Annotated in this window: 21 protein-coding genes and 1 pseudogene; 14 read left to right on the top strand and 8 right to left on the bottom strand. The window is 54.9% G+C overall.

From position 1 onward, the window contains the following. Positions 1-247: 247 nt before the first annotated feature. Positions 248-1,306 (top strand): NAD(P)-dependent alcohol dehydrogenase, encoded by a 1,059-nt coding sequence (locus J1782_RS10565; protein WP_217153119.1) that lies wholly within the window; start codon positions 248-250, stop codon positions 1,304-1,306. 59 nt (positions 1,307-1,365) lie between these two features. Here J1782_RS10565 and J1782_RS10560 read toward each other — a convergent pair whose 3' ends face one another. Continuing rightward, entirely contained in the window at positions 1,366-2,283 is a 918-nt protein-coding gene (locus J1782_RS10560) for a DMT family transporter (RefSeq protein WP_217153118.1), read from the bottom strand. After that, entirely contained in the window at positions 2,280-2,867 is a 588-nt protein-coding gene (locus J1782_RS10555) for a TetR/AcrR family transcriptional regulator (RefSeq protein WP_152327139.1), read from the bottom strand. The genes J1782_RS10560 and J1782_RS10555 overlap by 4 nt, the downstream gene beginning before the upstream one ends. 220 nt (positions 2,868-3,087) lie before the next feature. Here J1782_RS10555 and J1782_RS10550 point away from each other — a divergent pair, with 220 nt between their 5' ends. After that, complete coding sequence (locus J1782_RS10550) at positions 3,088-3,519, top strand: CopD family protein (RefSeq protein ID WP_165057715.1); 432 nt, start codon at positions 3,088-3,090, stop codon at positions 3,517-3,519. A gap of 195 nt (positions 3,520-3,714) precedes the next feature. Next, the gene (locus tag J1782_RS10545) at positions 3,715-5,769 is read left to right on the top strand and encodes an FUSC family protein (protein ID WP_217153117.1); all 2,055 of its coding nucleotides are present in this window, start codon (positions 3,715-3,717) and stop codon (positions 5,767-5,769) included. A 64-nt stretch (positions 5,770-5,833) separates the two neighbouring features. On the opposite strand, the gene yahO is transcribed toward J1782_RS10545, so the two are convergent. Next, positions 5,834-6,112 carry a DUF1471 family periplasmic protein YahO gene (gene yahO / locus J1782_RS10540; protein ID WP_101076551.1) on the bottom strand — a complete coding sequence of 93 codons (279 nt, stop codon included), beginning with the start codon at positions 6,110-6,112 and terminating at the stop codon, positions 5,834-5,836. 372 nt (positions 6,113-6,484) lie between these two features. Between yahO and gntK the strand changes: the two genes are divergently transcribed. The 5 genes from gntK to J1782_RS10515 all read left to right on the top strand — a co-directional run bounded on the left by gntK (position 6,485) and on the right by J1782_RS10515 (position 12,888). Then, positions 6,485-7,042 (top strand): gluconokinase, encoded by a 558-nt coding sequence (gene gntK, locus J1782_RS10535; RefSeq protein WP_371819764.1) that lies wholly within the window; start codon positions 6,485-6,487, stop codon positions 7,040-7,042. Continuing rightward, positions 7,039-8,376, top strand: coding sequence for a gluconate transporter (gntU, locus tag J1782_RS10530; protein ID WP_152327143.1), 1,338 nt, complete (start codon positions 7,039-7,041; stop codon positions 8,374-8,376). The genes gntK and gntU overlap by 4 nt, the downstream gene beginning before the upstream one ends. A 15-nt stretch (positions 8,377-8,391) precedes the next feature. After that, positions 8,392-10,206: a phosphogluconate dehydratase gene (edd, locus tag J1782_RS10525; RefSeq protein ID WP_217153116.1), complete on the top strand. Its 1,815-nt coding sequence runs from the start codon at positions 8,392-8,394 to the stop codon at positions 10,204-10,206. A gap of 31 nt (positions 10,207-10,237) precedes the next feature. Then, positions 10,238-10,879 (top strand): bifunctional 4-hydroxy-2-oxoglutarate aldolase/2-dehydro-3-deoxy-phosphogluconate aldolase, encoded by a 642-nt coding sequence (locus J1782_RS10520; protein WP_152327145.1) that lies wholly within the window; start codon positions 10,238-10,240, stop codon positions 10,877-10,879. 674 nt (positions 10,880-11,553) lie between these two features. Further along, positions 11,554-12,888, top strand: a complete 1,335-nt coding sequence (locus tag J1782_RS10515; RefSeq protein ID WP_152327146.1) for an MFS transporter — start codon at positions 11,554-11,556, stop codon at positions 12,886-12,888. Positions 12,889-12,952: 64 nt separating this feature from the next. On the opposite strand, the gene J1782_RS10510 is transcribed toward J1782_RS10515, so the two are convergent. The 4 genes from J1782_RS10510 to J1782_RS10495 are packed head-to-tail and all read right to left on the bottom strand — an operon-like array spanning position 12,953 to position 15,872. Then, on the bottom strand, positions 12,953-13,642 hold the full coding sequence (locus tag J1782_RS10510; RefSeq protein ID WP_152327147.1) for a GGDEF domain-containing protein: 690 nt from the start codon (positions 13,640-13,642) through the stop codon (positions 12,953-12,955). Beyond that, a complete protein-coding gene (locus tag J1782_RS10505) occupies positions 13,626-14,036 on the bottom strand; it encodes a DUF1987 domain-containing protein (protein ID WP_152327148.1) in 411 nt (136 codons plus the stop codon). Before J1782_RS10505 ends, J1782_RS10510 begins: the two co-directional genes overlap by 17 nt. Before the next feature lie 15 nt (positions 14,037-14,051). Beyond that, the gene (locus J1782_RS10500) at positions 14,052-14,606 is read right to left on the bottom strand and encodes a SiaB family protein kinase (protein ID WP_217153115.1); all 555 of its coding nucleotides are present in this window, start codon (positions 14,604-14,606) and stop codon (positions 14,052-14,054) included. Between the two features lie 9 nt (positions 14,607-14,615). Beyond that, the gene (locus tag J1782_RS10495; RefSeq protein WP_217153114.1) at positions 14,616-15,872 is read right to left on the bottom strand and encodes a SpoIIE family protein phosphatase; all 1,257 of its coding nucleotides are present in this window, start codon (positions 15,870-15,872) and stop codon (positions 14,616-14,618) included. Positions 15,873-16,153: 281 nt separating this feature from the next. On the opposite strand from J1782_RS10495, the gene J1782_RS10490 reads away from it, so the two are divergent. From J1782_RS10490 to efeB, 6 genes are all read left to right on the top strand, one after another. After that, complete coding sequence (locus J1782_RS10490) at positions 16,154-17,353, top strand: ceramide glucosyltransferase (RefSeq protein ID WP_217153113.1); 1,200 nt, start codon at positions 16,154-16,156, stop codon at positions 17,351-17,353. A gap of 7 nt (positions 17,354-17,360) precedes the next feature. After that, positions 17,361-17,930 carry a DedA family protein gene (locus tag J1782_RS10485; protein ID WP_152327152.1) on the top strand — a complete coding sequence of 190 codons (570 nt, stop codon included), beginning with the start codon at positions 17,361-17,363 and terminating at the stop codon, positions 17,928-17,930. Next, positions 17,927-18,604, top strand: a complete 678-nt coding sequence (locus J1782_RS10480) for a glycosyltransferase family 2 protein (RefSeq protein WP_217153112.1) — start codon at positions 17,927-17,929, stop codon at positions 18,602-18,604. The genes J1782_RS10485 and J1782_RS10480 overlap by 4 nt, the downstream gene beginning before the upstream one ends. A gap of 229 nt (positions 18,605-18,833) precedes the next feature. Further along, positions 18,834-20,459 carry an iron uptake transporter permease EfeU gene (efeU, locus tag J1782_RS10475; RefSeq protein WP_217153111.1) on the top strand — a complete coding sequence of 542 codons (1,626 nt, stop codon included), beginning with the start codon at positions 18,834-18,836 and terminating at the stop codon, positions 20,457-20,459. 14 nt (positions 20,460-20,473) lie between these two features. Further along, positions 20,474-21,700: an iron uptake system protein EfeO gene (gene efeO / locus J1782_RS10470; RefSeq protein ID WP_217153110.1), complete on the top strand. Its 1,227-nt coding sequence runs from the start codon at positions 20,474-20,476 to the stop codon at positions 21,698-21,700. Between the two features lie 3 nt (positions 21,701-21,703). Further along, positions 21,704-22,978 (top strand): iron uptake transporter deferrochelatase/peroxidase subunit, encoded by a 1,275-nt coding sequence (gene efeB, locus J1782_RS10465; protein WP_208951658.1) that lies wholly within the window; start codon positions 21,704-21,706, stop codon positions 22,976-22,978. An 18-nt stretch (positions 22,979-22,996) separates the two neighbouring features. Here efeB and J1782_RS26370 read toward each other — a convergent pair. Then, a pseudogene (locus J1782_RS26370) lies at positions 22,997-23,104 on the bottom strand (GntR family transcriptional regulator); the annotation flags it as partial.

The raw sequence follows: 23,104 nt of genomic DNA, 5'->3' as shown, positions 1-23,104 counted from the left end.
ATCACAGAAAAATGATTGGGGATATGGCGGAGTATTTTATATATGTTATTTAATTTTAAGGATAATTTTCGGAAAGTGCCGCAAAGAAATTTTCACATCTGCATGTGAACTGTGATTCTTTATCGCACAACGTCGCAAAGCGGCGAAAACTGAACAGAATCAGGCAAGGATTCAGGAGGACTGTGGCTTGTGGCTTTGAGGGTAAATTCTATAGTGAAGGGGTCACTATCAACTCAGGAGTTTACCGATGAAAACTGTTGGATTTGCAGCGTACGATCCGAAAAAACCGCTGGCACCCTACGCATTTGAACGTCGCGGCCTGCGTGAAAATGATGTTGCAATGGAGATTTTGTATTGCGGCGTCTGCCATTCTGATTTGCATACCGCCCGGAATGACTGGGGCTGGAGCTATTATCCGATTGTCCCCGGCCATGAAATCGTCGGTCGCGTAACGCAGGTAGGTAATCAGGTTTCCCGCTACAAAGTGGGTGACCACGTTGCCGTCGGTTGTATGGTGGACAGTTGTCAGGAATGTGACCAGTGTAAAAAGGGCGAAGAACAGTTGTGCCGCGAAGGGAACACCGGCACATACGCGGGTTATGACCGTTTTACCAAAGAGCCGACGCAGGGCGGATATTCCAAGCACTTAGTGGTGCGTGAGGAATTTTGCCTGCGGATGCCGGAAGGGTTAGATCTCTCCAAAGCCGCGCCGCTGTTGTGCGCCGGTATCACCACCTGGTCGCCGCTGAAAACCTGGAATGTCGGGCCGGGCAGCCGTGTGGGCGTTATCGGGTTGGGCGGGCTGGGCCACATGGCCGTTAAACTGGCCGTCGGACTGGGCGCGGATGTCACCGTACTGAGCCGTTCCAATGCCAAAGAAGCTGACGCACTGGCGCTGGGCGCGAGCCGTTTACTGGTCAGCGCAGACAGTGATGCGATGGCGCAGGCGCACGATCACTTCGATTTGATTATCGATACTGTGCCGGTCAGACACGACATCACGCAATATATGCCGCTGCTGGATGTGGACGCGACGCTGGTGCTGGTCGGGCAGGTCGGCCCGATGGAAGAGTTCAACACCGTGCCGCTGCTGCTGGGCCGTCGCCGCGTGGCGGGTTCGCCAATCGGTGGGATCCGCGAAACGCAGGAAATGCTCGACTTCTGCGCTGAGAAAAACATTCTGCCGGACTGCGAGATGATCCGTATGGATGAAATCAACGCGGCATTCGAACGTATGGAAAAAGCGGATGTTCGCTACCGTTTTGTGATTGATATGGCCTCGCTGGAAGCCCCGGCGGCAGTCTGATTGCGTGTGATTTTTGCCAAAAAATAATGGCCCTGCAAAGGGCCATTCTTCTTTCAGGCCTATGTCAGCACCGGCCTGCTTCTCAGCGGAACGGTGATGAAAATGAGGCAGGCGACCACCAGCCCGATGCCAGTCCAGCCCATTGCGGGCAGGCGTTCGCCGACAATCAGCACTGCCAGAACCGCCGCCACCGCAGGCTCGAGCAGCGTGATAGTGGTCGCCAGGCTGGCCGGAATGCGTGCCAGCGCATAACCGAAACACACATAACCGGTAAACATTGGGATCAGCGCCATGTAAGCGCCGACCGCGGCGTTATTCCACGAAGCCAGCAATGGCGCGCCGGTCACGAATAACACCGGCATCAGCAACAGGCCACCGAGGCCAAACGTTGCGCCCATCGACACACGCGAAGGAACGCCGCGCTGCATCAGCTGGCGCGCCGCCCACGCATAAAGGGCGTAAGTCAGCCCGGCAACCAGACCGAGCGCCATGCCCGCCAGCGCGTGCGGCTGCTGGCCTGAAAGGGCGTGCGTGCTGCTTTCGGCCAGACATAACAGCACCATTCCGGCCACACCGATGGCCGCGCCCGCCATCCAGCGGCGGGTCAGACGCTGGCCCTCGAGCCAATATTCAATCAGCGCAGAAAGCAGCGGGGCGGAACCAATGGAAATCACCGTACCCACCGTCACGCCCGCAAGGTGCATCGAGGCATAAAAAGCCAGCGGATAGATGCCGACGGACAGGCCGCCGGTCAGTAAGATCCGCCAGTGCAAAGTGAGCGCCCGGCGGTGTCTGAGAATGCCGCGTGCGGCAATGGCCGCCTGCAAAAGGCCGCCGATGCCCATCGCCACTGCGCCAATCGCCACCGGGCTGACCTGCGGGGCGAACGTCGCTGCCGTGCCCGTTGAGCCCCATAACACTGAGGCAAAAACCACGGCCAGAATGCCGAGTAACCGTTCTGCAGGCGAGCTTGTCACGGCGCCTCCATCATGGCGTCGGCCATCGCCATCGCCTGACGTACACAGGCACCGTTGCCTTCCAGTCCGGCGCGGGAAATTGCCCCTTCGAGCAGGAATGAAAAATGCCGCGCCAGTAATTGCGCTTTCGCTTCATCGCCGGCAAACAGCTCCAGCAAATGGGCAGACACAATGGATTCCACCTGTTCCTTGTGGCCGCGCACCGCCATTCTTCCGGGCGCACCGGCAGGGAGTTCGGCGGCGGCATTGAGCAGCCCGCAGCCGCGAAATCCGCGCTCGTACGAAAATTCAGCGTGATCGTCATACGCGCGGAAAACCGCCAGCACTTTTTCCTTCGGGCCGGATGCTTCCTCCTCGCGGCGTGCATACAGCGCCAGCCATTCGTCGTGGCGAATGGTGATGTACGTAGCAACCAGTTCCGCTTTTGATTCAAAATTGTTGTAGAGGCTTTTCTTCGCCACGCCCGCTCTTTTCACGATGGCGTCAATGCCCGTAGCGGCGATGCCATCGTTATAAAACAGGACGCGTGCCGCGCCGAGCAGGCGGTCGCGGGCGCTTTCCGCTGGCGTTTCAGGTTGTGACATAACGTCGCTCATCTTAGTGAATCATTCAGTAGGTAGCCCAGTCTACCTACTCAATTTCCAAAAAGAAAGAAAACAGAAAACCTGACGTTCCGAAAACACGGAGACATTACCCGTGCCTTTATCAGGGGAAAAGGACATAATCCGGTAAAAGCCGTGAAGAGACAGCAGGTTGAAGTTGTCCGGCGTACCGCATTGTCGTTAACTTTAGAAGGAATAAAACATGCTTCATGAGTGGCTGAACACCCTGCACATTATCGCAGGGATATTGTGGATCGGCGGAATGCTGGCGATGGCGCTGGTTTCCATAACGTTTTCTAAAACCGTCGGAATACAGGATAACGCGGGCAAAGCGGCGTTGCTCGATACTGTCCGTAAATGGAATCGCTGCGTCACCAGCCCGGCGATGATTGTGCTGTGGATTGCCGGGATTGTGATGATTGTCAGCCACGGCCAGATCCCGCACGCGTGGCTGCTGATTAAGATCCTCGTGGTGTTCTTCCTTTCCGCGCTGCACGGGCTGCTTTCCGGCGATTTACGCAAACGCGCCACCGGGATGCCTGCAAAAAATTACGCATTACTGCGCAATGCCGCGGGAATTATCGCTCTCTGCGTCATCATTATCGGGATTCTGGCGATCATCCGTCCTTTCTGAATCACTGACAGCGTTACAACTGATCCACGCCACGGCGTGGATTTTTTTTGCCGGCAGGAGAGGAAGGCGGGCGCGTGAGGCAATTTTGTAAGGTGACTAATAGTTTCGTATGTTTTGTTACACTCTTCAAAAGGGCGCAATCTTCCCGACAGGCTAAAATACTGTTTTAAAATACGCTGAGCTGTTGATTTAAAAATGAAATGGTTAACAAAAAATGCGCTCTTGTTCTCCGTCAAAACCTGTATAGCGGCATTTTTAGCCTTATATATCGCGCTTGAACTCAATCTCGATAAACCTGCCTGGTCAATGGTTTCGGTTTACGTCATTTCCCAGCTCTATTCTGCCTCGACACTTTCTAAAGCCACGTACCGTTTTCTGGGCACGGTGCTCGGCGGGATTTTCATCTTTCTGGTCTATCCGTTTACGGTCACCGATCCGATGCTATTCAGCCTGAGCGTGTCGCTGTGGGTGGCTTTCTGCCTGTATCTTTCGCTGCACGACCGCACGCCGAAGGGGTACATTTTTATGCTGGCCGGATACAGCGCGGCGATCATGGGATTTGCCGACGTCGATACGCCGCTTTCCATCACTTACACGGTGATTTCGCGCGTCGAAGAGATCACCGTGGCGATTGTCTGTAGTTCGCTGATCCACATGCTGGTGTTCCCGGTGCGTATGCGCAATCTTCTGGAGAGCAGCGTCAGTAACTGGTACGACAGTGCTAAAAAACTCTGTTCTGAGTTGCTGACCGTTACGCCCAAAGAGACGTCGCCTGAGCGCGAACACATTCTGGTGCAGATGGCGAACTACCCCATCAGCGTGGAAACGCTGATTACGCATTGCGTGTTTGAGGGCGATTCCGCGCGCCGGTTAATTCGCCTGGTGACCGCGCAGTATCAGCATTTGTCGTATCTGATCCCGACCCTGACGGCGATTGAAAAACGTCTGAGCCTGCTGGGCGAGCAGGGCATTGCGTTCCCGGATTTTGTCTCCGCGACCTTCAGCCAGTTTTTGCTGTGGCTGAACAGCCCGGAGCAAAGCGGCAATGCGAAGGCGATTCAGGACGATATCCGCGCGTCGCAGGAAAGAATTAAAACGTGCTACGAGCGGGGCGAAATGACGCCGGAAGAAGGGCTGTTGTTTATCGGTTTGCTGGAGCGTTTGCAGAATTTCATTCACATTGCGGAATCATACTTTGGCGTGACCGAACGCGTCAGCCAGTTCAGCAAAGAGAAAAAACGCAGCAAACTCAGGCTCATCAGAAAGCATAAAGATGAAGGGATGATCCTGTTATCGGCCTTCAGCGCCTTTGCCGCCACCATGGTCGGTTGTCTGTTCTGGATCGGCACCGGCTGGCGTGACGGGGCTTCCGCGCCGATGATGGCGGCGGTTATCTGTTCGTTCTTCGCCTCGCTCGACAGCCCGATTGCCTCGATCCACGTCTTTCTCAAAGGCGTGCTGATTGCGATTCTGATCAGCATTGTTTATGCCGCCGTGTTTATTCCGCTGACAGTGACGTTTGAATCACTGATTATCTGCCTCGCGCCGGGTCTGCTGGCGCTCGGACTGGTGATTGCCAATCCTTCCACCAACTTTATCGGCCTGATTATTGCCACGCAGATCCCCGGTTTTATCGGCATGAGCCATGATTTCAAACCTGACCTGCTGGTGATCGTTAACGCAGCGATTTCCACGCTGGTGGGGATTGTGATTGCATTGCTGACCACGGCACTTATCCGCAATAAACGGCCTTCATGGACGGCAAAACGCGCATTGCGCAAAGGCATTAAAGAGTTATTGCAGTTTACCAATGCGATCAAAATTAACGCGTCGTCACTGCGCGGGCGTCAGCAGTACGTCGCGAGTATGCTCGATAAGGTGAATATTATTTTGCCGCGTAATAAAGTTGATCCGGTGCCGAATGTCGCGCTGGGCGGAAATTTGATTACGGAAATCTGGCTGGGCGTGAATTGCTATGATTTTTATGCCCGCCATCAGGCTATTTTAAAAAGTCATACGCTGGAAACGGACGCGCTGATGTTTGAAATTAATCAGTACATCAAAATGCGGCTGAAAAATATTTATATCGCGCCGCCGCAATCCCTGCTTGAGGAATTAAACCGCGTTTTGTTAAACCTCGAAGCGCTGTGCCGTTCGGACATGACGCTATTTAAACCGCTGTTCCATCTGTTCAATATCCGTATGGCGCTGTACCCGACGGAACGCTGGCCGGAAGGGCTTGCTGCCTGAAATTTCTCTTCATTTCTGTATAAAAAAACCACGCCTTGACGTGGTTTTTTCACGATCATATTACTTATTTTTTCTTATACACGTCAGCAGTGCCGTGGATTTTATTGTTGGTATTGCCGGACGTTAATACAAAGACGTCACCGCCTTTTTTATCGGCTTTTTTAGACAGGTCTTCAATTGCGCCTGACTGCGAAGTTTTATTCGACGTAGTGACCGAACCGACTTTGGTATATTGCGAGGCGACTTTTTCAAAATCTGCTTTCTTCAATAGCTGAGCAGAAAATGCGCTAAAGGAAAGACCACCGGTTAACGCCACAGCCAGCAACGCGTGAGATATTTTCATTTTTGCCTCAGAAGTATGAGTACCGGAAATCCGGCGGAAGAACATCGTGATACGCCTGTTTTTTAATTACCCTGTTAAGTAATAAGCCGCTGCAAAAACAGCGGTTTATTACGTGATTTAAGTAATAGACAAGGAACGTGATTATTACAAGGCGGAATCACTATTCTTTGCTGAACCCGAGACTGTGTTATTCACCTGTTAATAACCCCATCTAAAATGTTTCATCGCTAATAATTAACTTTGAACCTGATCACATTTATGGTTTTCACCCGCCGCCACCGATTGTCAGACGCGAAAATCCCTCTGATAATGTTACCGATAACATGTTACCGGTAACATTTTTATTTAAGATCCCGTGCCAGGAGCTGAACCGTGAGCCAGAACCAGAACAACAATCAGAATAACAATCGTATTTATATTTTCATGGGCGTATCCGGCAGCGGAAAATCCGCCGTCGCCAACGCCGTTTCACACCAGTTATCCGCCGGTTTTCTTGACGGCGATTTTCTGCACCCGCGCAGCAATATTTCCAAAATGGCCGCAGGCGAGGCGTTAAACGATGACGACCGCGCGCCGTGGCTGGCCGCACTCAACGACGCGGCGTTCGCGATGCAGCGGACCAATAACGTGTCGATCATCGTCTGTTCCGCGCTTAAGAAACGCTACCGCGACCGCTTGCGGGCAGGCAACGGCAATCTGTCATTTATCTATCTGCAAGGCGATTTTCCGGTGATCGAGGAACGCATGGCAGCGCGAAAAGGCCATTTCTTTAAGTCACAAATGCTGATTTCTCAGTTCGCCGCGCTGGAGCAGCCAGGGGGTGAAGAGAGCGATGTCATCACCATCAATATCAACCAGCCGCTTGACGATGTCATCGCAGAAACCCTGCAACATATTCAAAGTTTCCAGCAACAGGAGCACTGCGCGTGAATACAGTTACTTTAGTCGGGACAGCGGTCGGGTCGGTTTTACTGCTTCTGTTCCTGGTCATGAAAGTCCGCATGCACGCCTTTGTGGCGCTGATGCTGGTATCAATCGCCGCCGGGATTTTCTCCGGTATGCCCATTGATACTATTGCCGACACCATGCAAAAAGGCATGGGCAGCACGCTCGGTTTTCTGGCGATCGTAGTGGCGCTGGGCGCGATGTTTGGCAAGATCCTGCATGAAGTCGGCGCGCTCGATCAAATTGCGGCCCATTTACTGAATCGTTTCGGCAAAAACAAAGCCAATTACGCCCTCGGGATTGCCGGGCTGGTGTGCGCGTTGCCGCTGTTTTTCGACGTCGCCATTGTTCTGCTGATCGGCATTGTGTTTGCCGTTGCGCGCCGAACTGACGGCAACATTGTCAGGCTGGCGATCCCGTTGTTTGCCGGTGTTGCCGCAGCCGCCTGTTTCCTGCTTCCGGGGCCGGTGCCGATGCTTCTCGCGTCACAACTTAACGCGGATTTTGGCTGGATGATTGCCATCGGTCTGGTCGCCGCCATTGCCGGCATGCTGATCGCCGGGCCGCTGTACGGCAATTTCATCAGCCGCTATGTGAACTGGCCAATGCCGGTGGAAGAAAATGCGCCGACGCTGAACAAAGACAATCTGCCGTCTTTCGGTTTCAGTCTGGCACTCATCTTATGCCCGCTGGTGCTGGTGGGGATGAAAACCATCGGCGCGCGTTTCGTCACTCAGGGTTCTCATTTGCAGCAATGGCTGGAATTTATAGGCCATCCCTTCACCGCCATTCTGATTGCCTGCCTGATTGTGATTTACGGTCTGGCTAAACCGCGCGGCATGACCAACGAACAAACTCTGGCCATCTGTTCTGCTGCCGTACAACCGGCCGGGATCATCCTGCTGATGACCGGTGCGGGCGGCGTGTTCAAACAAATTCTGGTGGATTCCGGCGTCGGCCCGGCCATCGGTGACGCCATGATAGGCACCGGTTTGCCTATCGCCGTGGCCTGTTTTGCGCTGGCCGCCGTGGTGCGCGTGATTCAGGGGTCGGCGACCGTCGCCTGCCTGACCACCGTCGGCCTGGTTCTGCCGGTGACGCATCAGCTCGGGCTGAACGGCGGGCAACTTGCGGCGCTGGCCATCTGTATCACCGGCGGTTCCATCGTGCTGAGCCACGTGAACGACGCCGGTTTCTGGCTGTTCGGTAAATTTACCGGTGCCAGTGAACTGCAAACGCTGAAAACCTGGACCGTGATGGAAACCCTGCTGGGCACCACCGGCGGGATCATCGGCATGATTGCTTTCACGATGCTTTAAGTAAAGGAGAACGAAATGATTAACGAAACAGTCTCGCGCGTCACGCAGCGGATCATTGAACGCTCCGCCCCGACCCGCGAAGCCTATCTGGCGCGTATGGAATCTGCCCGTTCGAAAACGGTTCACCGTGCGCAGCTGGCCTGCGGCAATCTGGCGCACGGTTTTGCGGCCTGCCAGCCGGATGAGAAAAACGCCCTGAAAAATCTGGTTCGCAGCGACATCGCGATTATCACCGCTTACAACGATATGCTCTCCGCGCATCAGCCTTACGAGCATTACCCGCAGCGCCTGAAAGAGGCGCTGAAATCAGTCGGTGCCGTCGGGCAGGTGGCGGGCGGCGTGCCGGCAATGTGTGACGGTGTCACGCAGGGGCAGGACGGTATGGAGCTGTCGCTGATGAGTCGCGATGTGATTGCGATGTCCGCCGCCATTGGCCTGTCGCACAACATGTTCGACGGCGCGCTGTACCTCGGGATTTGCGACAAAATCGTGCCGGGATTAGTCATGGCGGCGCTGTCATTCGGGCATCTTCCGGCGGTCTTTATTCCGGCCGGGCCGATGAGTACCGGTTTGCCGAACAAAGAAAAAGTGCGCGTTCGCCAGCTGTACACCGAAGGCAAAGTCGATCGTCAGGCGCTGCTGGAAGCGGAAGCCGCGTCGTATCACGGTATCGGCACCTGCACGTTTTACGGCACGGCCAATACCAACCAGATGGTGATGGAAGTGATGGGCCTGCATCTGCCGGGCTCGTCATTTGTGCCACCGGACACCGCATTGCGCGACGCGCTGACCGATTCGGCGGCGCGTCAGGTGACGCGTCTGACCGAAACCAGCGGTAACTTTCAGCCGCTCGGGCAGATGGTGAATGAGAAAACCGTGGTGAACGGGATTGTTTCGCTGCTGGCGACCGGCGGTTCCACCAATCTGACCATGCACATGGTGGCGATGGCACGCGCGGCGGGCATTATCATTAACTGGGATGATTTCTCTGAACTGTCCGACGCCGTGCCGTTGCTGTGCCGCATTTACCCGAACGGCCCGGCGGATATCAATCAGTTCCAGGCTGCCGGTGGCGTGCAGCTGGTGGTGCGCGAACTGCTTAATCATGGCTTGTTGCATCAGGACGTCAGCACCGTCGCCGGTTTCGGGCTGGAGCGTTACACGCAGGAACCGTGGCTGGATAACGGTGAACTGGCGTGGCGCGAAGGGGCGCAAAGCTCGCTGGATACAAACGTGATCGCCAGCATTTGCGCGCCGTTCGAACATCACGGCGGCACCAAAGTGTTGTCCGGCAATCTGGGGCGCGCGGTGATGAAAACCTCGGCGGTGCCTGCGGATAACCAGATTATCGAAGCGCCCGCCGTCGTCTTTGAAAGCCAGCACGACATCGTGCCTGCGTTCGAAGCTGGAAAACTTAACCGCGATTGCGTGGTGGTGGTGCGTTTTCAGGGGCCGCAGGCCAACGGCATGCCGGAGTTACACAAATTAATGCCGCCGCTCGGCGTTTTAATGGATCGCGGATTTAAAGTGGCGCTGGTCACCGATGGCCGTTTGTCCGGCGCATCCGGCAAAGTGCCGTCTGCCATCCACGTTACGCCGGAAGCGTATACCGGCGGCATGCTGGCGAAAGTGCAGGACGGCGACATCATCCGCGTGAATGGCCGCACCGGCGAGCTGGCGTTACTGGTGGATGACGCCGGGCTGGCGAAACGCACTGCGTACCAGCCGGATCTGAGTGCCGAACATACCGGCTGTGGCCGTGAGCTTTTCGGTGCCTTGCGCAGCCAGCTTTCCGGCGCGGAACAGGGCGCGTGCTGCATCAAATTTTAGCGTCGAAGACGTGAGATAAGAGAAAAAGAACATGAAAAACTGGAAAACAAGCGCTGAACAAATCCTGACATCTGGCCCGGTTGTGCCGGTGATTGTCATCAATAAACTCGAACATGCCGTGCCGCTGGCGAAAGCGCTGGTCGCCGGGGGCGTTCGCGTTCTGGAAGTCACGCTGCGCACCGCCTGCGCGATGGACGCGATCCGTGCGATTGCCCGCGAAGTGCCGGACGCAATTATCGGCGCGGGCACCGTGCTGAATGCGCAGCAGCTGAAAGACGTCACCGACGCAGGCGCGCAGTTTGCGATCAGCCCGGGTCTGACGGATGACCTGCTGAAGGCCGCAACGGCCGGAACCCTTCCGCTGATCCCGGGGATTTCCACCGTGTCCGAACTGATGCTGGGGTTGGATCACGGTTTGCGTGAATTCAAATTCTTCCCGGCAGAAGCCAGCGGCGGCGTGAAAGCGTTGCAGGCGATTGGCGGCCCGTTCCCGCAGGTGCGTTTCTGCCCGACCGGCGGCATTTCACCGGCGAACTACCGGGATTATCTGGCGCTGAAAAGCGTGCTGTGCATCGGCGGTTCATGGCTGGTTCCGGCAGACGCGCTGGAAAGCGGCGATTACGCGCGTATTACCCAGCTGGCGAAAGAAGCCGTGGCGGGTGCAAAACCGTAACGAATAGACGTAGTAATAAAAGGTAAACAGAAAAGCAGGCCCGCAGAGAATCTTTTTTGCGGGCCTGATTTTTTCATTTATAACGCACTTTTTGTTAAGATTGCTTAGCTGATATTAAAGAACACAGCAGTGAATTCTTATTTATGCAGCACTAAACAGGGTTAACGTTATTCTCTGAAAGGGGAATCACATATCGTCAATGAATACGGGTTAATAAGGACGATTATAAAGTAAAGTTTCTGATTTCCCATTGTGCAACTGACCGGCTTTGTACGGTGAATGCCGGAAGTTTTCTGGCATATGAAATATGAACTGTGACTTGCGTCACTCTTTTTAAAGTGTGGCCGGTAATCGATAAAAGAGTGTTATTTCAACGTTATCGTAATGTGAGAGTGCAATGTGAAATAAGAAAATTCCCCGCGGATCCTTGGGCGTCTGCACAGTGTTATTTCTATTTTCCTTTCTTATACTGATTCAACCCTCTGAAGGTAGCCTTAAATCACAATCATTGCGTCAACAATACGGGTGAATTAAGGGCGTTATTTACCCAAAAACTGCCAAAAGGATTTTTTATTTTCACAGGGATAGAAAACCTCCGGTTTCTGCATTTCACACGTTGACTGAGATTATTTCAAAGCGTGCTGACGCCGGAAAATTTTACAGAGAGGGATAACATGAGTGTTGAATCTGTGGCGTCAGGAAATAAAAAGACGCATGTCCGTTACATTATTCTGCTGATTATTTTCATTATTACCGCCGTTAATTATGCTGACCGCGTGACATTATCTATCGCGGGAACGGAAGTGTCTAAAAATCTGGGATTAGACGTTGTCGATCTGGGCAAGATATTCTCAGCATTTGGAATTTCTTATCTGCTGATGCAACTGCCCGGCGGCTGGCTACTTGACCGGTTTGGCACCATCAAAGTCTATACTTACAGCCTGTTTTTCTGGTCGTTCTTCACGCTGGTGCAGGGCTTTGTCGGCTGGTTCCCGGTGGCATACGCCGTGGGGTCGCTGTTCCTGCTGCAATTCCTGTTAGGTTTTGCAGAAGCCCCGGCGTTTCCGGCCAACGCCCGCATGGTGGCGGCGTGGTTCCCGACGCAGGAACGTGCCACGGCGTCTTCCATCTTCAATGCGGCGCAGTATTTCTCGCTCGCCATTTTCTCGCCTTTTCTCGGCTGGCTGACCTACGCCTGGGGCTGGGAAAACGTGTTTGTGGTGATGGGCGTGATTGGCTTTGTGCTGACGCTGTTTTGGGTGAAGTTTGTCCGTAACCCGCTTGACCATCCCGGTGTTTCAGCCAGCGAGCTGGAATATATCGAGCAGGGCGGAGCGGTGGTGAATATGGATCAGACGAAATCCAAACAGGGCAAACAAGGCCCTAAATGGAATTACGTCCGCCAGCTTCTGAGCAGCAGAATGATGTTAGGCATTTTCTTCGGCCAGTATTTCCTCAACACTATTACCTGGTTCTTCCTGACCTGGTTCCCGATTTATCTGGTGCAGGAAAAAGGCATGTCGATTCTGAAAGTCGGCCTGATTGCCTCTGTTCCGGCCCTGTGCGGTTTCTGCGGCGGTATTCTGGGCGGCGTGGTGTCGGACAATCTGCTCAAACGCGGCTTTTCATTAACCGCAGCGCGGAAAATTCCGATTGTGTGCGGCATGATCCTGGCGTCCGGAATTATTCTGTGTAACTACACCGACAATAATGTGGTGGTGGTCGGGCTGATGGCGCTGGCCTTCTTCGGCAAAGGCTTCGGGGCGCTGGGCTGGCCGGTGATTGCCGATACCGCACCGAAAGAAATGATCGGCATGTGTGGTGCGATATTTAATATCTTCGGTAACGTTGCTTCTATCGTCACGCCACTGCTCATTGGTTATCTGGTGAAAAACCTGCATTCATTCAACAGTGCGCTGATTTTCGTTGGCTGTTCTGCGCTGATGTCCATGCTCTGCTATCTGCTGGTGGTCGGCGAAATCAAACGCCTCGAATTTAAGAAAGTGTAAGGCCAAAAAAAGGTGAATGCAGGCTTTCTGCATTCACGCTTTTATCTGCAATCCCGCGCCCGGACTATCCGCAATGCACCCGGTTCCTGCCGCGTCTTTTCGCTTCATACATGGCCGCGTCGGCGTCGTTGTACAACGTATCAAAGCTGCTGTTCTGCTTTCCCCAGCTTACGCCCAGGCTCGCCGTGACCAGCTGATTTGGCAGTAAATCCAGCGGTGACGCGTTGAGCAGCGCGTGAATATAACCGGCGACAATCACCGACTGGGCTTTGGTGTAGCGTGGCAGCAGGATGGTGAACTCCTCGCCGCCGACGCGTCCGATACTGCCCAGCTCCGGCACGGATTGCTCAATGCGCCGGATCAACCCGCATATCACCGCATCGCCCGCCGGATGTCCGTACTGATCGTTAATCGCCTTAAAGTGATCGATATCGAGCAAAATCAGCCCGGCTTCTCCCGCGTTCAGCGCTTTCGTAATCTGATCAATGATGGCGCTGCGGTTATAAACCCGGGTCAGCGGATCATGCGTGGCCTCATATTCCAGCCGTTCGTTGAGCTGGTTCAGATCCCGCTCTGCGCGGTCGCTGCGGCGGATCAGGCGGTAAGATTCGTTCATGATCTTCTGATAATGCGCGGTCAGTTTGACCAGTGCGTCGCGGTAAACTTCTGCATCCAGCCCCTGCGTTTCCGCCAGTTCACGGTTGTCTTGCAGGATGGCGCTTTCTGCTGTGAATAACTCATCTAAGCTCGTCATGGTAGCTTTCCGCGTGGAGGTGGAAGGCGATGGCGGGGAAATCAAGGCTCAGTTCCTGGCCGAATTCTTCGGAAATATCATCCTCAGGGTCGTAATACCAGTGCAGCGTGGTGGCGATCCCGGCGGCAGCGGCGTTGTTCACCGCACTTAACAGGCTGAAAAGCATTTTGGTGCTGGAGCTGTTGAAGTAACTCAGCGCGACGTGGAGCGTCAGCGGCGAGCCGGTGCCCTGAGACTGCGCAGGCACAAAGTTTTCCAGGGCGGTGATCAGCGGACGATAAAAAGCCGCGGCATTTTCCGGATAAGATTCACCGGCCAGCGACAGAGTTCGGCCATCAAAATCAAATTCAACTTCCGGCGTGCAGGAAGTCGCAGGGATGCTGATATTGTTCATAGTGATGCGCTCTTTTTAGATTATGGCTTTCAGATGAAAAGTGGACAGTTCAGAGGCTTCCACCTGATGAAAAGTAAATTCCAGCGGTTCACTGGCATCGCGGGCGAGGGTGAGCAGGCCGATGTTGGCGCCTTTACTCCACACCGGGCTTTCCGCACGCAGCGACGCTTTATAGGTGAGTTTGATTTCGTCGGCGCTCATGGTTCTGATCGTCTCCAGATATTCGCGCAGCCGCACAATATCTTCCGGACGGATCAGGTTGGTGCTTTCGCACACGTACCGGCCATTATCAATGCCCAGCGTGACAGATCCGAAACGCATCTCGTCGTCAGCACGTGCCAGCGCACGGCTGTCAGAGGAGTAACGCAGGATGTTTTGCACCATCTCAATAAAGGTGGAAAACAGTTTGCGGCGGGTGCTGGAGGAAGATTCATGCTGTTCGAGATACAAACGGATCACTTCGCCCATTGCGGTAATATTGTTTTGCGAGAAAAATCCGGTGTACTGCAATGCCACAACGTCGTAATGCGGCGCACTGAACGGTCCGGTAAAAACGGGTTCGCTGGTCATAAATAAACTCTACGGTTGCCGGCCCCTGAGGCCACAATAACGAAAACCTAAAAAGGTCATATCATCGCGACGTTGCTGATTGCCCTGCCAGTCGAGATAGGCCTGCATCATCGCTGCCGACAGCTCGGGCACGGGCGCTAAACGGTGCTGTTCGAGCAGCGTTTTCACCTTTTTCTTCCCGAACATGATGTTGCGTTTACCGCCAACCTGATCGGTCAGGCCATCGGTATAAATAAACAGTAAATCCTGCGCATTGAGCGGGGTTTCATGCAGCGTCCAGCGGTAATCAGCGGGCGTTTCGGTATACCCCACCCCCATCCGGTCGGCACTCAGCGCCACCGCGTCTTCGCCTGCGGCCGGTAACAGGAAACCGGAAAGGCGCGCACCGGCCCAGATCAGCCGCGGATCCTGCGGATCGATAAACGCCGCCATCGCATCGCAGCCGTCGTTGGATGTGGAAGTCTGATTCGACTCTTCGGATTGACCGAGCGTCTGTTTGATAAACTGGTTCACGTGGCCGAGCAGTAAATCCGGGCGGTTGGCCGGGCATTCCTGCAAGGACTTATCCAGCGCCGACGACAGGATCACGGTCATGAACGCGCCCGGCACGCCGTGGCCGGTGCAGTCAGCGACAAACAACAGCCAGCCGCCCTCAACTTCATGAAACGCATAAAAATCGCCACCCACCAGATCCCGGGGCTGCCACACCAGGCTCCAGTCTTTGAGCTGCGCCGTCAGCGTTTTATGTGACTTGTTCAGCATCGATTCCTGGATCACGCGCGCATACTCAATGCTTTGCATGATTTGCTGATGCTGCTGCGTCTGGACGTTCGACACCGTTTTGATGACGTCGATCCCCAGCCCCATGCCGATGTAATGGCCGCCGGTGGTCAGAATAAATCCGTCCGTTACCGAGCGATCGCCGGACTCCACCATCTTCTGCGCCAGTTCATCGAGCGTACTTTCTGAATCAATCACCAGCGGATGCTTATCCATAAACGCGATACAGCTTTTCCGGTCATACAGTTCGCGAAAATAAGGGCGGGCCATCTGGGAAAGAAAGATATGACGGTTGATCAGGCCGAACGGACGGTTGTCCTCGATAACGGGCAGGCTGATCAGCGAATGGTGCCGGGTGAATAATTCCATCACTTTCAGATTGTCACTTTCCGGGGTGACAAAGGGGACATCAATACACAATTCCCGGGCAGTTAAAGAACGGGAACTGGGCGTAAATTGTCTTTGCAAATAGCCTGAGCGTTCCATGTTGACAGATCCGGTCACGATAAAGATGAACAGATTACTGCGGAAATATTTCAGTTTATCGGTGCCATTAAGAAAATTCCGAATAACAGATAATAAAAACATTTCTTTACGGCAAACGCCGACATTCATGCACCCCGAAAGCCCGCTTTAAGAAAACCTTAATGAAACGTCTCTAGGATGATTATTACCTCGTAATCGTTTTGCCTGTTTTCTCACGGTGCTGACCGCCGGAAATCACCGGTCACATCACGCCAGCGCTTAAAAAATGAAGGGGCATCATCATGGCTTTAAGCACCGCATTAACCGCCACCTTTGGCGGTTTCCTGATTACGCTGCAATTCACCTCTCTGGCAATCGCTTACTGGCGAATGCACCGGGGCGTCCGGCGGGATGAAACCCGGGAAACTTCAGAATTTATCGCACTGGTACGGCCGCTGTGCGGGCTTAACGCCTTTGAAGAGGAAACGCTGCGTTCCAGCTTTCATCAGGATTATCCCGGTTACGAAATTGTGTTCTGCGTGGCCTCGCGGTTTGATCCGGTGATCCCTCTGGTGGAAAAACTGATCGCGGAATATCCGCATCAGCGTGCGCGTTTGCTGACCGGTGATGACAAAATATCGGCGAATCCGAAGGTGAACAATCTCAACAAAGCGTGGGAAAACACCACTGCCGGTATTGTGGCGATGGCGGACAGCAACCTGCTTTTACCGCCGGATTATCTGCGTTCGCTGGTAAATACTTTTGATGCGAAAACCGGGATGGTCAGTTCGCCTGCGACCGGCATTTGCCCGGAAAATATCTGGGGCGCGGTGGAAGCCGCAATGCTCAACACGCATCAGGCGCGCTGGCAGTATCTGTCTGATTTTCTCGGTAACGGTTTTGCACAGGGGAAAACGCTGTGCTGGCGGCGCGAGGTGCTCGATAATGGCGGCGGCATGGCGGCCTTGGGCAGTGAAATGGCGGAAGACGTGGCCTCAACCAAGCTGGTGAGACGCGCCGGGCTGAAAGTGCGTCTACCGGCGCAGCCTTTTGCCCAGCCCGTCGGGCATCGCACGCTGGACGCGGTCTGGAGCAGGCAATTACGCTGGGCGCGTATCCGTCGTGCCGGATTTTTCTGGCTGTTCGTGCCCGAAATTATTATGGGTTTTCTGCCCGCGCTGGCCGCCGTCACCTGGCTGACCGCCGCCGGTGATTTGCCGCTGTTCGCACCGCCAGCGCTGTTTGTGTTGTGGTTTGGCGGTGAATGGGCGCTGGCAAAAGCGCTCGGCTGGCCGCATCAGCTGAGGGATATTCTGGCGATGTGTCTGCGGGATATCATGATGCCCGCGCTGTGGTTAGGGTGCTGGGCAGGGCGCGGTTTTACCTGGCGCGGCAATCCTTCAGGCGAAAAACGCCTCGCCGGTGGAACAACGTTAACCGGTAAAATAAAACTATCAGGTAAAAAACAACCCGTGCCTGTGAGTCAGTCGCCGGGAAAATAAGGACCGTATGTTTGCTCTTGAAACCCTTGAATCACTGATTAAAGCGCACGGATTGCTGTTTCTGACGCCGCTGGCCATTATCGAAGGGCCGGTGGTGACGGTGCTTGCCGGTTATTTTGTCCGCCTCAACTATTTCAGTTTATCCGTCATCTTCGCCGTGGTGATGGCGGGAGAAATTCTCGGGGATATTCTTTTTTACTCGCTGGGGCGCTGGGTGATCGGGCCGGACGGACAACCGCCCGGCTGGCTGGCGCGTCTGGGGCTGACGCAGCCCAGACTGGAAAAGATGGTGCGCAGTTTTGACAGCAAAGGCGGGCGGTTGCTGGTGTTAGCCAAGCTGACCCATTCCGCCGGAGCGCTGGTGCTGACCGGCGCGGGCATGGCGCGGATGTCGCTTATCCCGTTTCTGTTCTACAACATCATCGCCGCCATTCCAAAGAGCCTGTTTCTGCTGGCGATCGGCTGGATGTTCGGCGACATCATCGCGCAGGTGAACAACTGGATCCTGTACGTCTCGCTCGGGCTGCTTATCGTGCTGGTTGCCGCGGGCATCATGTGGATGAGGAGCAAAGAATGATCACCGTCAGTTGCATTATCCCGGCGTGTAATGAAGCGACGCGTATCGGCAAAGTGCTGGATGTCGTGCGCAACCATCCCTTGCTGTTTGAGATTATCGTGGTGGATGACGGTTCAGCGGATAACACCGCAAACGTGGCGCGGGAAAAGGGCGTTCGCGTGGTCAGGCTGGCAAAAAATCAGGGTAAAAGCCACGCGGTGGCGGAAGGCATTGCGGCCGCAAGGGGCAGCCATCTGCTGATGCTGGATGCCGATCTCATGGGGCTGAACGAGTGTGATATCACCCGGCTGGTTCAGCCGGTAATACAAAATCAGGCGGATGTGACTATCAGTCTGAGGCGCAACAGCCCGTGGATCTGGCGGTGTATCGGGCTGGATTATATTTCCGGCGAGCGGGTGTTTGCGCGCGAACTGATGGCAACGCGGCTGGACGAAATCCGCGCTTTGCCGCATTTCGGGCTGGAAGTCTGGATCAACCGGTTGTGGATCGCCGCCGGATTTCGCGTACAGGTGGTCAGCTGGAAGGGCGTTATCAGCCCGTACAAAGCCGCTAAAATGGGCTGGCTGCGCGGTTTAATGGCGGATGTGTCGATGATGCGGGATATCTTCCGCACCATTACGTTGCGGGAATCTGTACAACAAATCATCAGCCTCAGACGCCGTAGTCAGGCATGACGTTGGCCTGAATGTGAACGATAATTTTCTGCACCGCTACCTTCACTTTGACGTTTTTCTTCTCTGTTTATTATTTGGTTACAAATAAAGCACTCTTTACACCATATTCTTAATTTCACATTACTCTGTTGCAAATCCTCATACTCCATTTCTTCCTTCCTGTTCGGGCAACTGATATCAATTATCATTAATAATTGATAATGCTTCTTGTTGCCGCGGAGTCAGCCCTTTGTTAGCCACTTTTATTATCGGACTTCGTGAAGGTTTAGAAGCCGCGCTTATCGTCGGGATCATTGCGGCGTTTCTCCGTAAGAATGGCAAAAGTCTGACCGCGATGTGGGTCGGCGTGGTGCTTGCCGTGGTGCTTTCTGTGGTGGTCGGTGTGGCGCTGGATCTGACCGAACGCGCGCTGCCGCAGGCGGGGCAGGAAGGGATGGAATCGGTGATTGGCGGCGTTGCCGTCTTCTTCGTCACCGGCATGATTTTGTGGATGAACACACACGCCCACAACATGAAGAAAGAGCTGGAAAGCGAGGCCGCGCAGGCGATCAGCCAGTCGGGCGCCTGGGCGCTGGCGAGCATGGCATTTCTGGCCGTGCTTAAAGAGGGTTTTGAAACCAGCGTCTTCCTGCTGGCTACTTTCTCGGTGGCGCAGTCGGCGGCCTGGGCTGCCGCCGGGGCGGTTATCGGCCTGCTGGTGGCGGTATTTATCGGCTGCGGGATTTATTACGGCGGCATCCGCATCAACCTTTCCCGTTTCTTCCGCTTCACCGGCCTGTTCCTGATTTTCGTCGCCGGTGGCCTGATTATTACCTCACTGATGACCGCGCACGAAGCGGGCTGGCTCAACATCGGGCAGCAGCGCGTTGCCGATCTCTCCTGGCTGGTGCCGCCGGGCACGGTTCGTTCGGCGCTGATCACCGGCGTTCTGGGCATTCCTGCCGATCCGAACCTGATTGAAACTTTTGGCTGGGTGCTCTACATCGCGATTGTCACTGTGATGATTTACTGGCCCGCAAACCGTCGTCCTTCTCCAAAAGTTGCTGCCCGCACTTTGCTGGCGTCCGCCGCAGTACTGGCGCTGGCGGCCATTTCTCTGTTGCTGTTTTATCCCACTTTTACGCTTCAGGTGCCGGATACCGCGCCGCTGGTCAGCAATGACGCGCAAGACGCTGCGGGGCAGTTACAACTTCTGCCGGTGGCCGGAAACGGTTATCAGCTGAGTGTAAAAACGGCCAGCGGCGGTGCCACCCTGATTAACCTGCCTGCGGATGCGGCAACGGCGGGCAGCCAGGCCGGAATGCCAGCGGATGAATGGACGGTTAAAAGTACGTATTCGCCGCCGGGCGCACCGGCGATTCTGGATCTCGATGCGGTGGTGGCGTTGTACGGCAACCGTATCCCCATCGGGCTGGATCCGGCGCAGCATCCGGGGCCGTATCAGGCGGCGTGGACGCTTCACTGTAACGTTCAGGTTTCCGTGGCGCAGGGCGTTTTGCTGGGGGCCAGCGCGCAGGCCGACGAAGTGATCACGCTTTCAGGCAGCGGCCTGCAATCTCCGCGCACCGTCACGGCGCGCCATCCTACGGCGGCGGCGTCCGACTGTAACTGGCAGGTGAGCGGCGCGTATCAGCAGAGCGTTTCTGACGCGCTGCAACAGATGCAAACTTATCAGGATACTTACCGTTTTTGGGCTGTCATGTTGCCTGTCCTTCTGGTGGCGCTGGCCCTTATTTTTGTCATCTCTGCATTACGGGTTCTCTTGAAACTCCGCAATGAACGGCTTTCTGTTTCGGATAAAGACGGCCTGTCATTCGGTTCCCCATTACACACTGGCTTGCCAAAAAATAAATAAAGGATAGGAAACTTATGCGCATTAAGACGTTTAAGAAAAAAGATTCTCTGATGACGGCCGCGGGTCTGACGGCATTGCTGATGTTTTCCGTGGAAGCGCCTGCCAATGCGGCATCAGCGGCTCCGGTGAAAAACGGCGTTTCTGAAGTGAATATCACCATGACCAGCGCCGCAGACGGCACCTGCGAAGTGGATCACAATTCTGCGAAAGCCGGCCCGGTGACGTTTAACGTGGTGAACAAAACCGCGACGGCGATCACCGAATTAGAACTGCTGAGCAACAACCGTATTCTGGGCGAAAAAGAGAACCTCGCGCCGGGGCTGCCAGCGGTGAAATTCACCCTGACGCTCGATGGCGGCAAATACCAAATCTATTGCCCGGGCGCGAAACGTGAACTGATCGACTTCACCGTGACCGGCAAAAGCGCCGCGCAGCCGCAGGGCAGCACCGCCACCATTCTGGCGCAGGGCACCAAAGATTACGCGACCTATGTGAATGGCGTGGTGGACGCGATGGTCGTGGCCGTTAACCGCCTGAAAGCGGATATCGATGCCGGCGATCTGGCGACGGCCAAAGCTGATTACGCCAAAGCGCGTCCGTTCTACGAACGTATCGAATCTGACGTGAACGGGTTTATTCTGCCGGGCTTCAAGGCGACCGATAACGCCGGGAATCTGGATTACCTGATCGACATGCGTGCCTCCAATCTGGATCCGAAAGCGGGCTGGCACGGCTTCCACGCCATCGAACGTGACCTGTTCGGTCAGGGCAAAATCACCGCCGAAACCAAACAAACGTCCACCGAATTGCAGCAGAACGTGGTGCGTCTGGACGCGCTGACCAAAGCGCTGACCTACAAACCGGAAGATCTGGCTAACGGCGCAGCCGACCTGCTGGAAGAAGTGCAAAACACCAAAATCAACGGGGAAGAAGAGGCATTCAGCCACTTCGATCTGGTGGATTTCGCCGGTAACGTCGAAGGCGCGCAGCAGGCATTTGCTTACCTGCAACCGGGTCTGGAAAAAATTGATCCGGAGCTGACTAAACAGGTTGCCGCGCAGTTCGCTGCCGTTCACGACATGCTGGAAGCCTATCGTGATCCTAAAGTCCCGGGCGGATACAAATACTACACGGCTGAACTGAAAGCGTCTGATGCCGCCAAACTGAGCCGCACCATTCAGGCGTTGCAGGAACCACTGTCCAAAATCGCTGAGAAAGTGGCGGCGAATAAAGGAGCCTGATGAATGAGCGACAAACTCCATCCGGCCAGGGAGGCCGGTAAGTTTTCTCGTCGTGAATTGCTGAAAGGAGCAGTGGCTGGCGCCAGTGCTCTGGCTATTCCAACGGTCAGCTATGCGCACGGGCAGGCCACGGCCGCCCGCGACCCGGAAGATAAAATTGACCTTTCCCGTCAGTATTCTTTTTACGGTCACGAAGGACAGGTGGGGATCAGCACGCCGCCGCAGCGTCATATCATGTATATGACGTTTGATCTGACAACGTCTGCGCGTCAGGACTTGCAGGTTCTGCTGGCGCGCTGGTCGTCGGCAATTGCGCAGCTGATGAAAGGCGGCACCATCGGTCAGGTTGAACCTGCCCGTGACAGCGGCGTCGGGATGGATACCGGTGAGGCAATGGATCTCGGCCCGGCGTCACTGACGGTGACCGTCGGTCTGGGGCCGCGCGTCTTCACGGACACCTTCGGGCTTACGCAGCACAAACCGGTGCTGATGCGTAACCTGATGCAGTTGCCGAGTGACGATATGCAGCCGGAACTGACCGGCGGTGATTTGTCATTACAGGCCTGTGCGGACGATCCGCAGGTGGCGTATCACGCCATCCGCGATCTGGCGCGTATTGCCAAAAGCACCGGCGCAGCCCAAACCCGCTGGACGGTCATGGGCTTTGGTCGTGCGTCTGCGGGAAAAGGGCAGTCCACGCCGCGCAATCTGTTCGGCTTCAAGGACGGCACGCGCAACATCACCGAGAAAGCTGATTTCGACAAATATGTCTGGATCAAAGACGGTGGCCCCGCGTGGCAGCAAAACGGCAGTTATCAGGTCGTGCGTAAAATCAAAATTCACATTGAAAGCTGGGACACCGATCGCGTCAGTGATCAGAACAATGTGTTCGGACGCCACAAAGTTTCCGGTGCGCCGTTAACCGGCACAAAGGAATTTGATACGCCTGATTTTAAGAAGAAGGATGCAGACGGAAACCTGATCATTCCGGCGACCGCGCACATCAGTCTGGCGTCGCATGAAAATAATCAGGGCATCAAAATCTTACGCCGTTCTTACAACTACACGGACGGTCTGAATAACATGGCGCAGCTGGACGCCGGCCTGTTGTTTATCAGTTATCAGAAAGATCCCGCGCAGTTTGAAGCGCTGCAAACCCGTCTGGGTTCTTCCGATGCGCTGAACGAATACATTTCCCACATCGGTTCGGGGATCTTCTTTGTGCCGCCTGCGCCGAAAGAAGGGTCGTATATCGGCGCGGAAATGTTCGAATCCTGAAAATTTGCCTCAACGGTTTTACGCTGAACCTCTTGCAATCAGCGTAAAACCGATATCCACCACGCTTTGCGCCACCGGCAATCCTTCAATTTTATCTGCCAGCAACGTGGCGGCCTGCTGTCCGAT

It is taken from the genome of Rahnella sp. BCC 1045, from assembly GCF_019049615.1.
Classification (GTDB): Bacteria; Pseudomonadota; Gammaproteobacteria; order Enterobacterales; family Enterobacteriaceae; genus Rahnella; species Rahnella contaminans.
The sequence above is the reverse complement of the archived record's forward strand: the minus strand, read 5'-3'. Positions and strand labels throughout refer to the sequence as shown.

Bases quoted from the DNA above. Each gene is read 5' to 3' on its own strand.
- J1782_RS10565 (WP_217153119.1), top strand. From the start codon at position 248: ATGAAAACTGTTGGATTTGCAGCGTACGATCCGAAAAAACCGCTGGCA.
- J1782_RS10555 (WP_152327139.1), bottom strand. From the start codon at position 2,867: ATGTCACAACCTGAAACGCCAGCGGAAAGCGCCCGCGACCGCCTGCTC.
- J1782_RS10550 (WP_165057715.1), top strand. From the start codon at position 3,088: ATGCTTCATGAGTGGCTGAACACCCTGCACATTATCGCAGGGATATTG.
- J1782_RS10545 (WP_217153117.1), top strand. From the start codon at position 3,715: ATGAAATGGTTAACAAAAAATGCGCTCTTGTTCTCCGTCAAAACCTGT.
- yahO (WP_101076551.1), bottom strand. From the start codon at position 6,112: ATGAAAATATCTCACGCGTTGCTGGCTGTGGCGTTAACCGGTGGTCTT.
- edd (WP_217153116.1), top strand. From the start codon at position 8,392: ATGATTAACGAAACAGTCTCGCGCGTCACGCAGCGGATCATTGAACGC.
- J1782_RS10520 (WP_152327145.1), top strand. From the start codon at position 10,238: ATGAAAAACTGGAAAACAAGCGCTGAACAAATCCTGACATCTGGCCCG.
- J1782_RS10515 (WP_152327146.1), top strand. From the start codon at position 11,554: ATGAGTGTTGAATCTGTGGCGTCAGGAAATAAAAAGACGCATGTCCGT.
- J1782_RS10510 (WP_152327147.1), bottom strand. From the start codon at position 13,642: ATGACGAGCTTAGATGAGTTATTCACAGCAGAAAGCGCCATCCTGCAA.
- J1782_RS10505 (WP_152327148.1), bottom strand. From the start codon at position 14,036: ATGAACAATATCAGCATCCCTGCGACTTCCTGCACGCCGGAAGTTGAA.
- J1782_RS10500 (WP_217153115.1), bottom strand. From the start codon at position 14,606: ATGACCAGCGAACCCGTTTTTACCGGACCGTTCAGTGCGCCGCATTAC.
- J1782_RS10495 (WP_217153114.1), bottom strand. From the start codon at position 15,872: ATGGAACGCTCAGGCTATTTGCAAAGACAATTTACGCCCAGTTCCCGT.
- J1782_RS10490 (WP_217153113.1), top strand. From the start codon at position 16,154: ATGGCTTTAAGCACCGCATTAACCGCCACCTTTGGCGGTTTCCTGATT.
- J1782_RS10485 (WP_152327152.1), top strand. From the start codon at position 17,361: ATGTTTGCTCTTGAAACCCTTGAATCACTGATTAAAGCGCACGGATTG.
- J1782_RS10480 (WP_217153112.1), top strand. From the start codon at position 17,927: ATGATCACCGTCAGTTGCATTATCCCGGCGTGTAATGAAGCGACGCGT.
- efeO (WP_217153110.1), top strand. From the start codon at position 20,474: ATGCGCATTAAGACGTTTAAGAAAAAAGATTCTCTGATGACGGCCGCG.
- efeB (WP_208951658.1), top strand. From the start codon at position 21,704: ATGAGCGACAAACTCCATCCGGCCAGGGAGGCCGGTAAGTTTTCTCGT.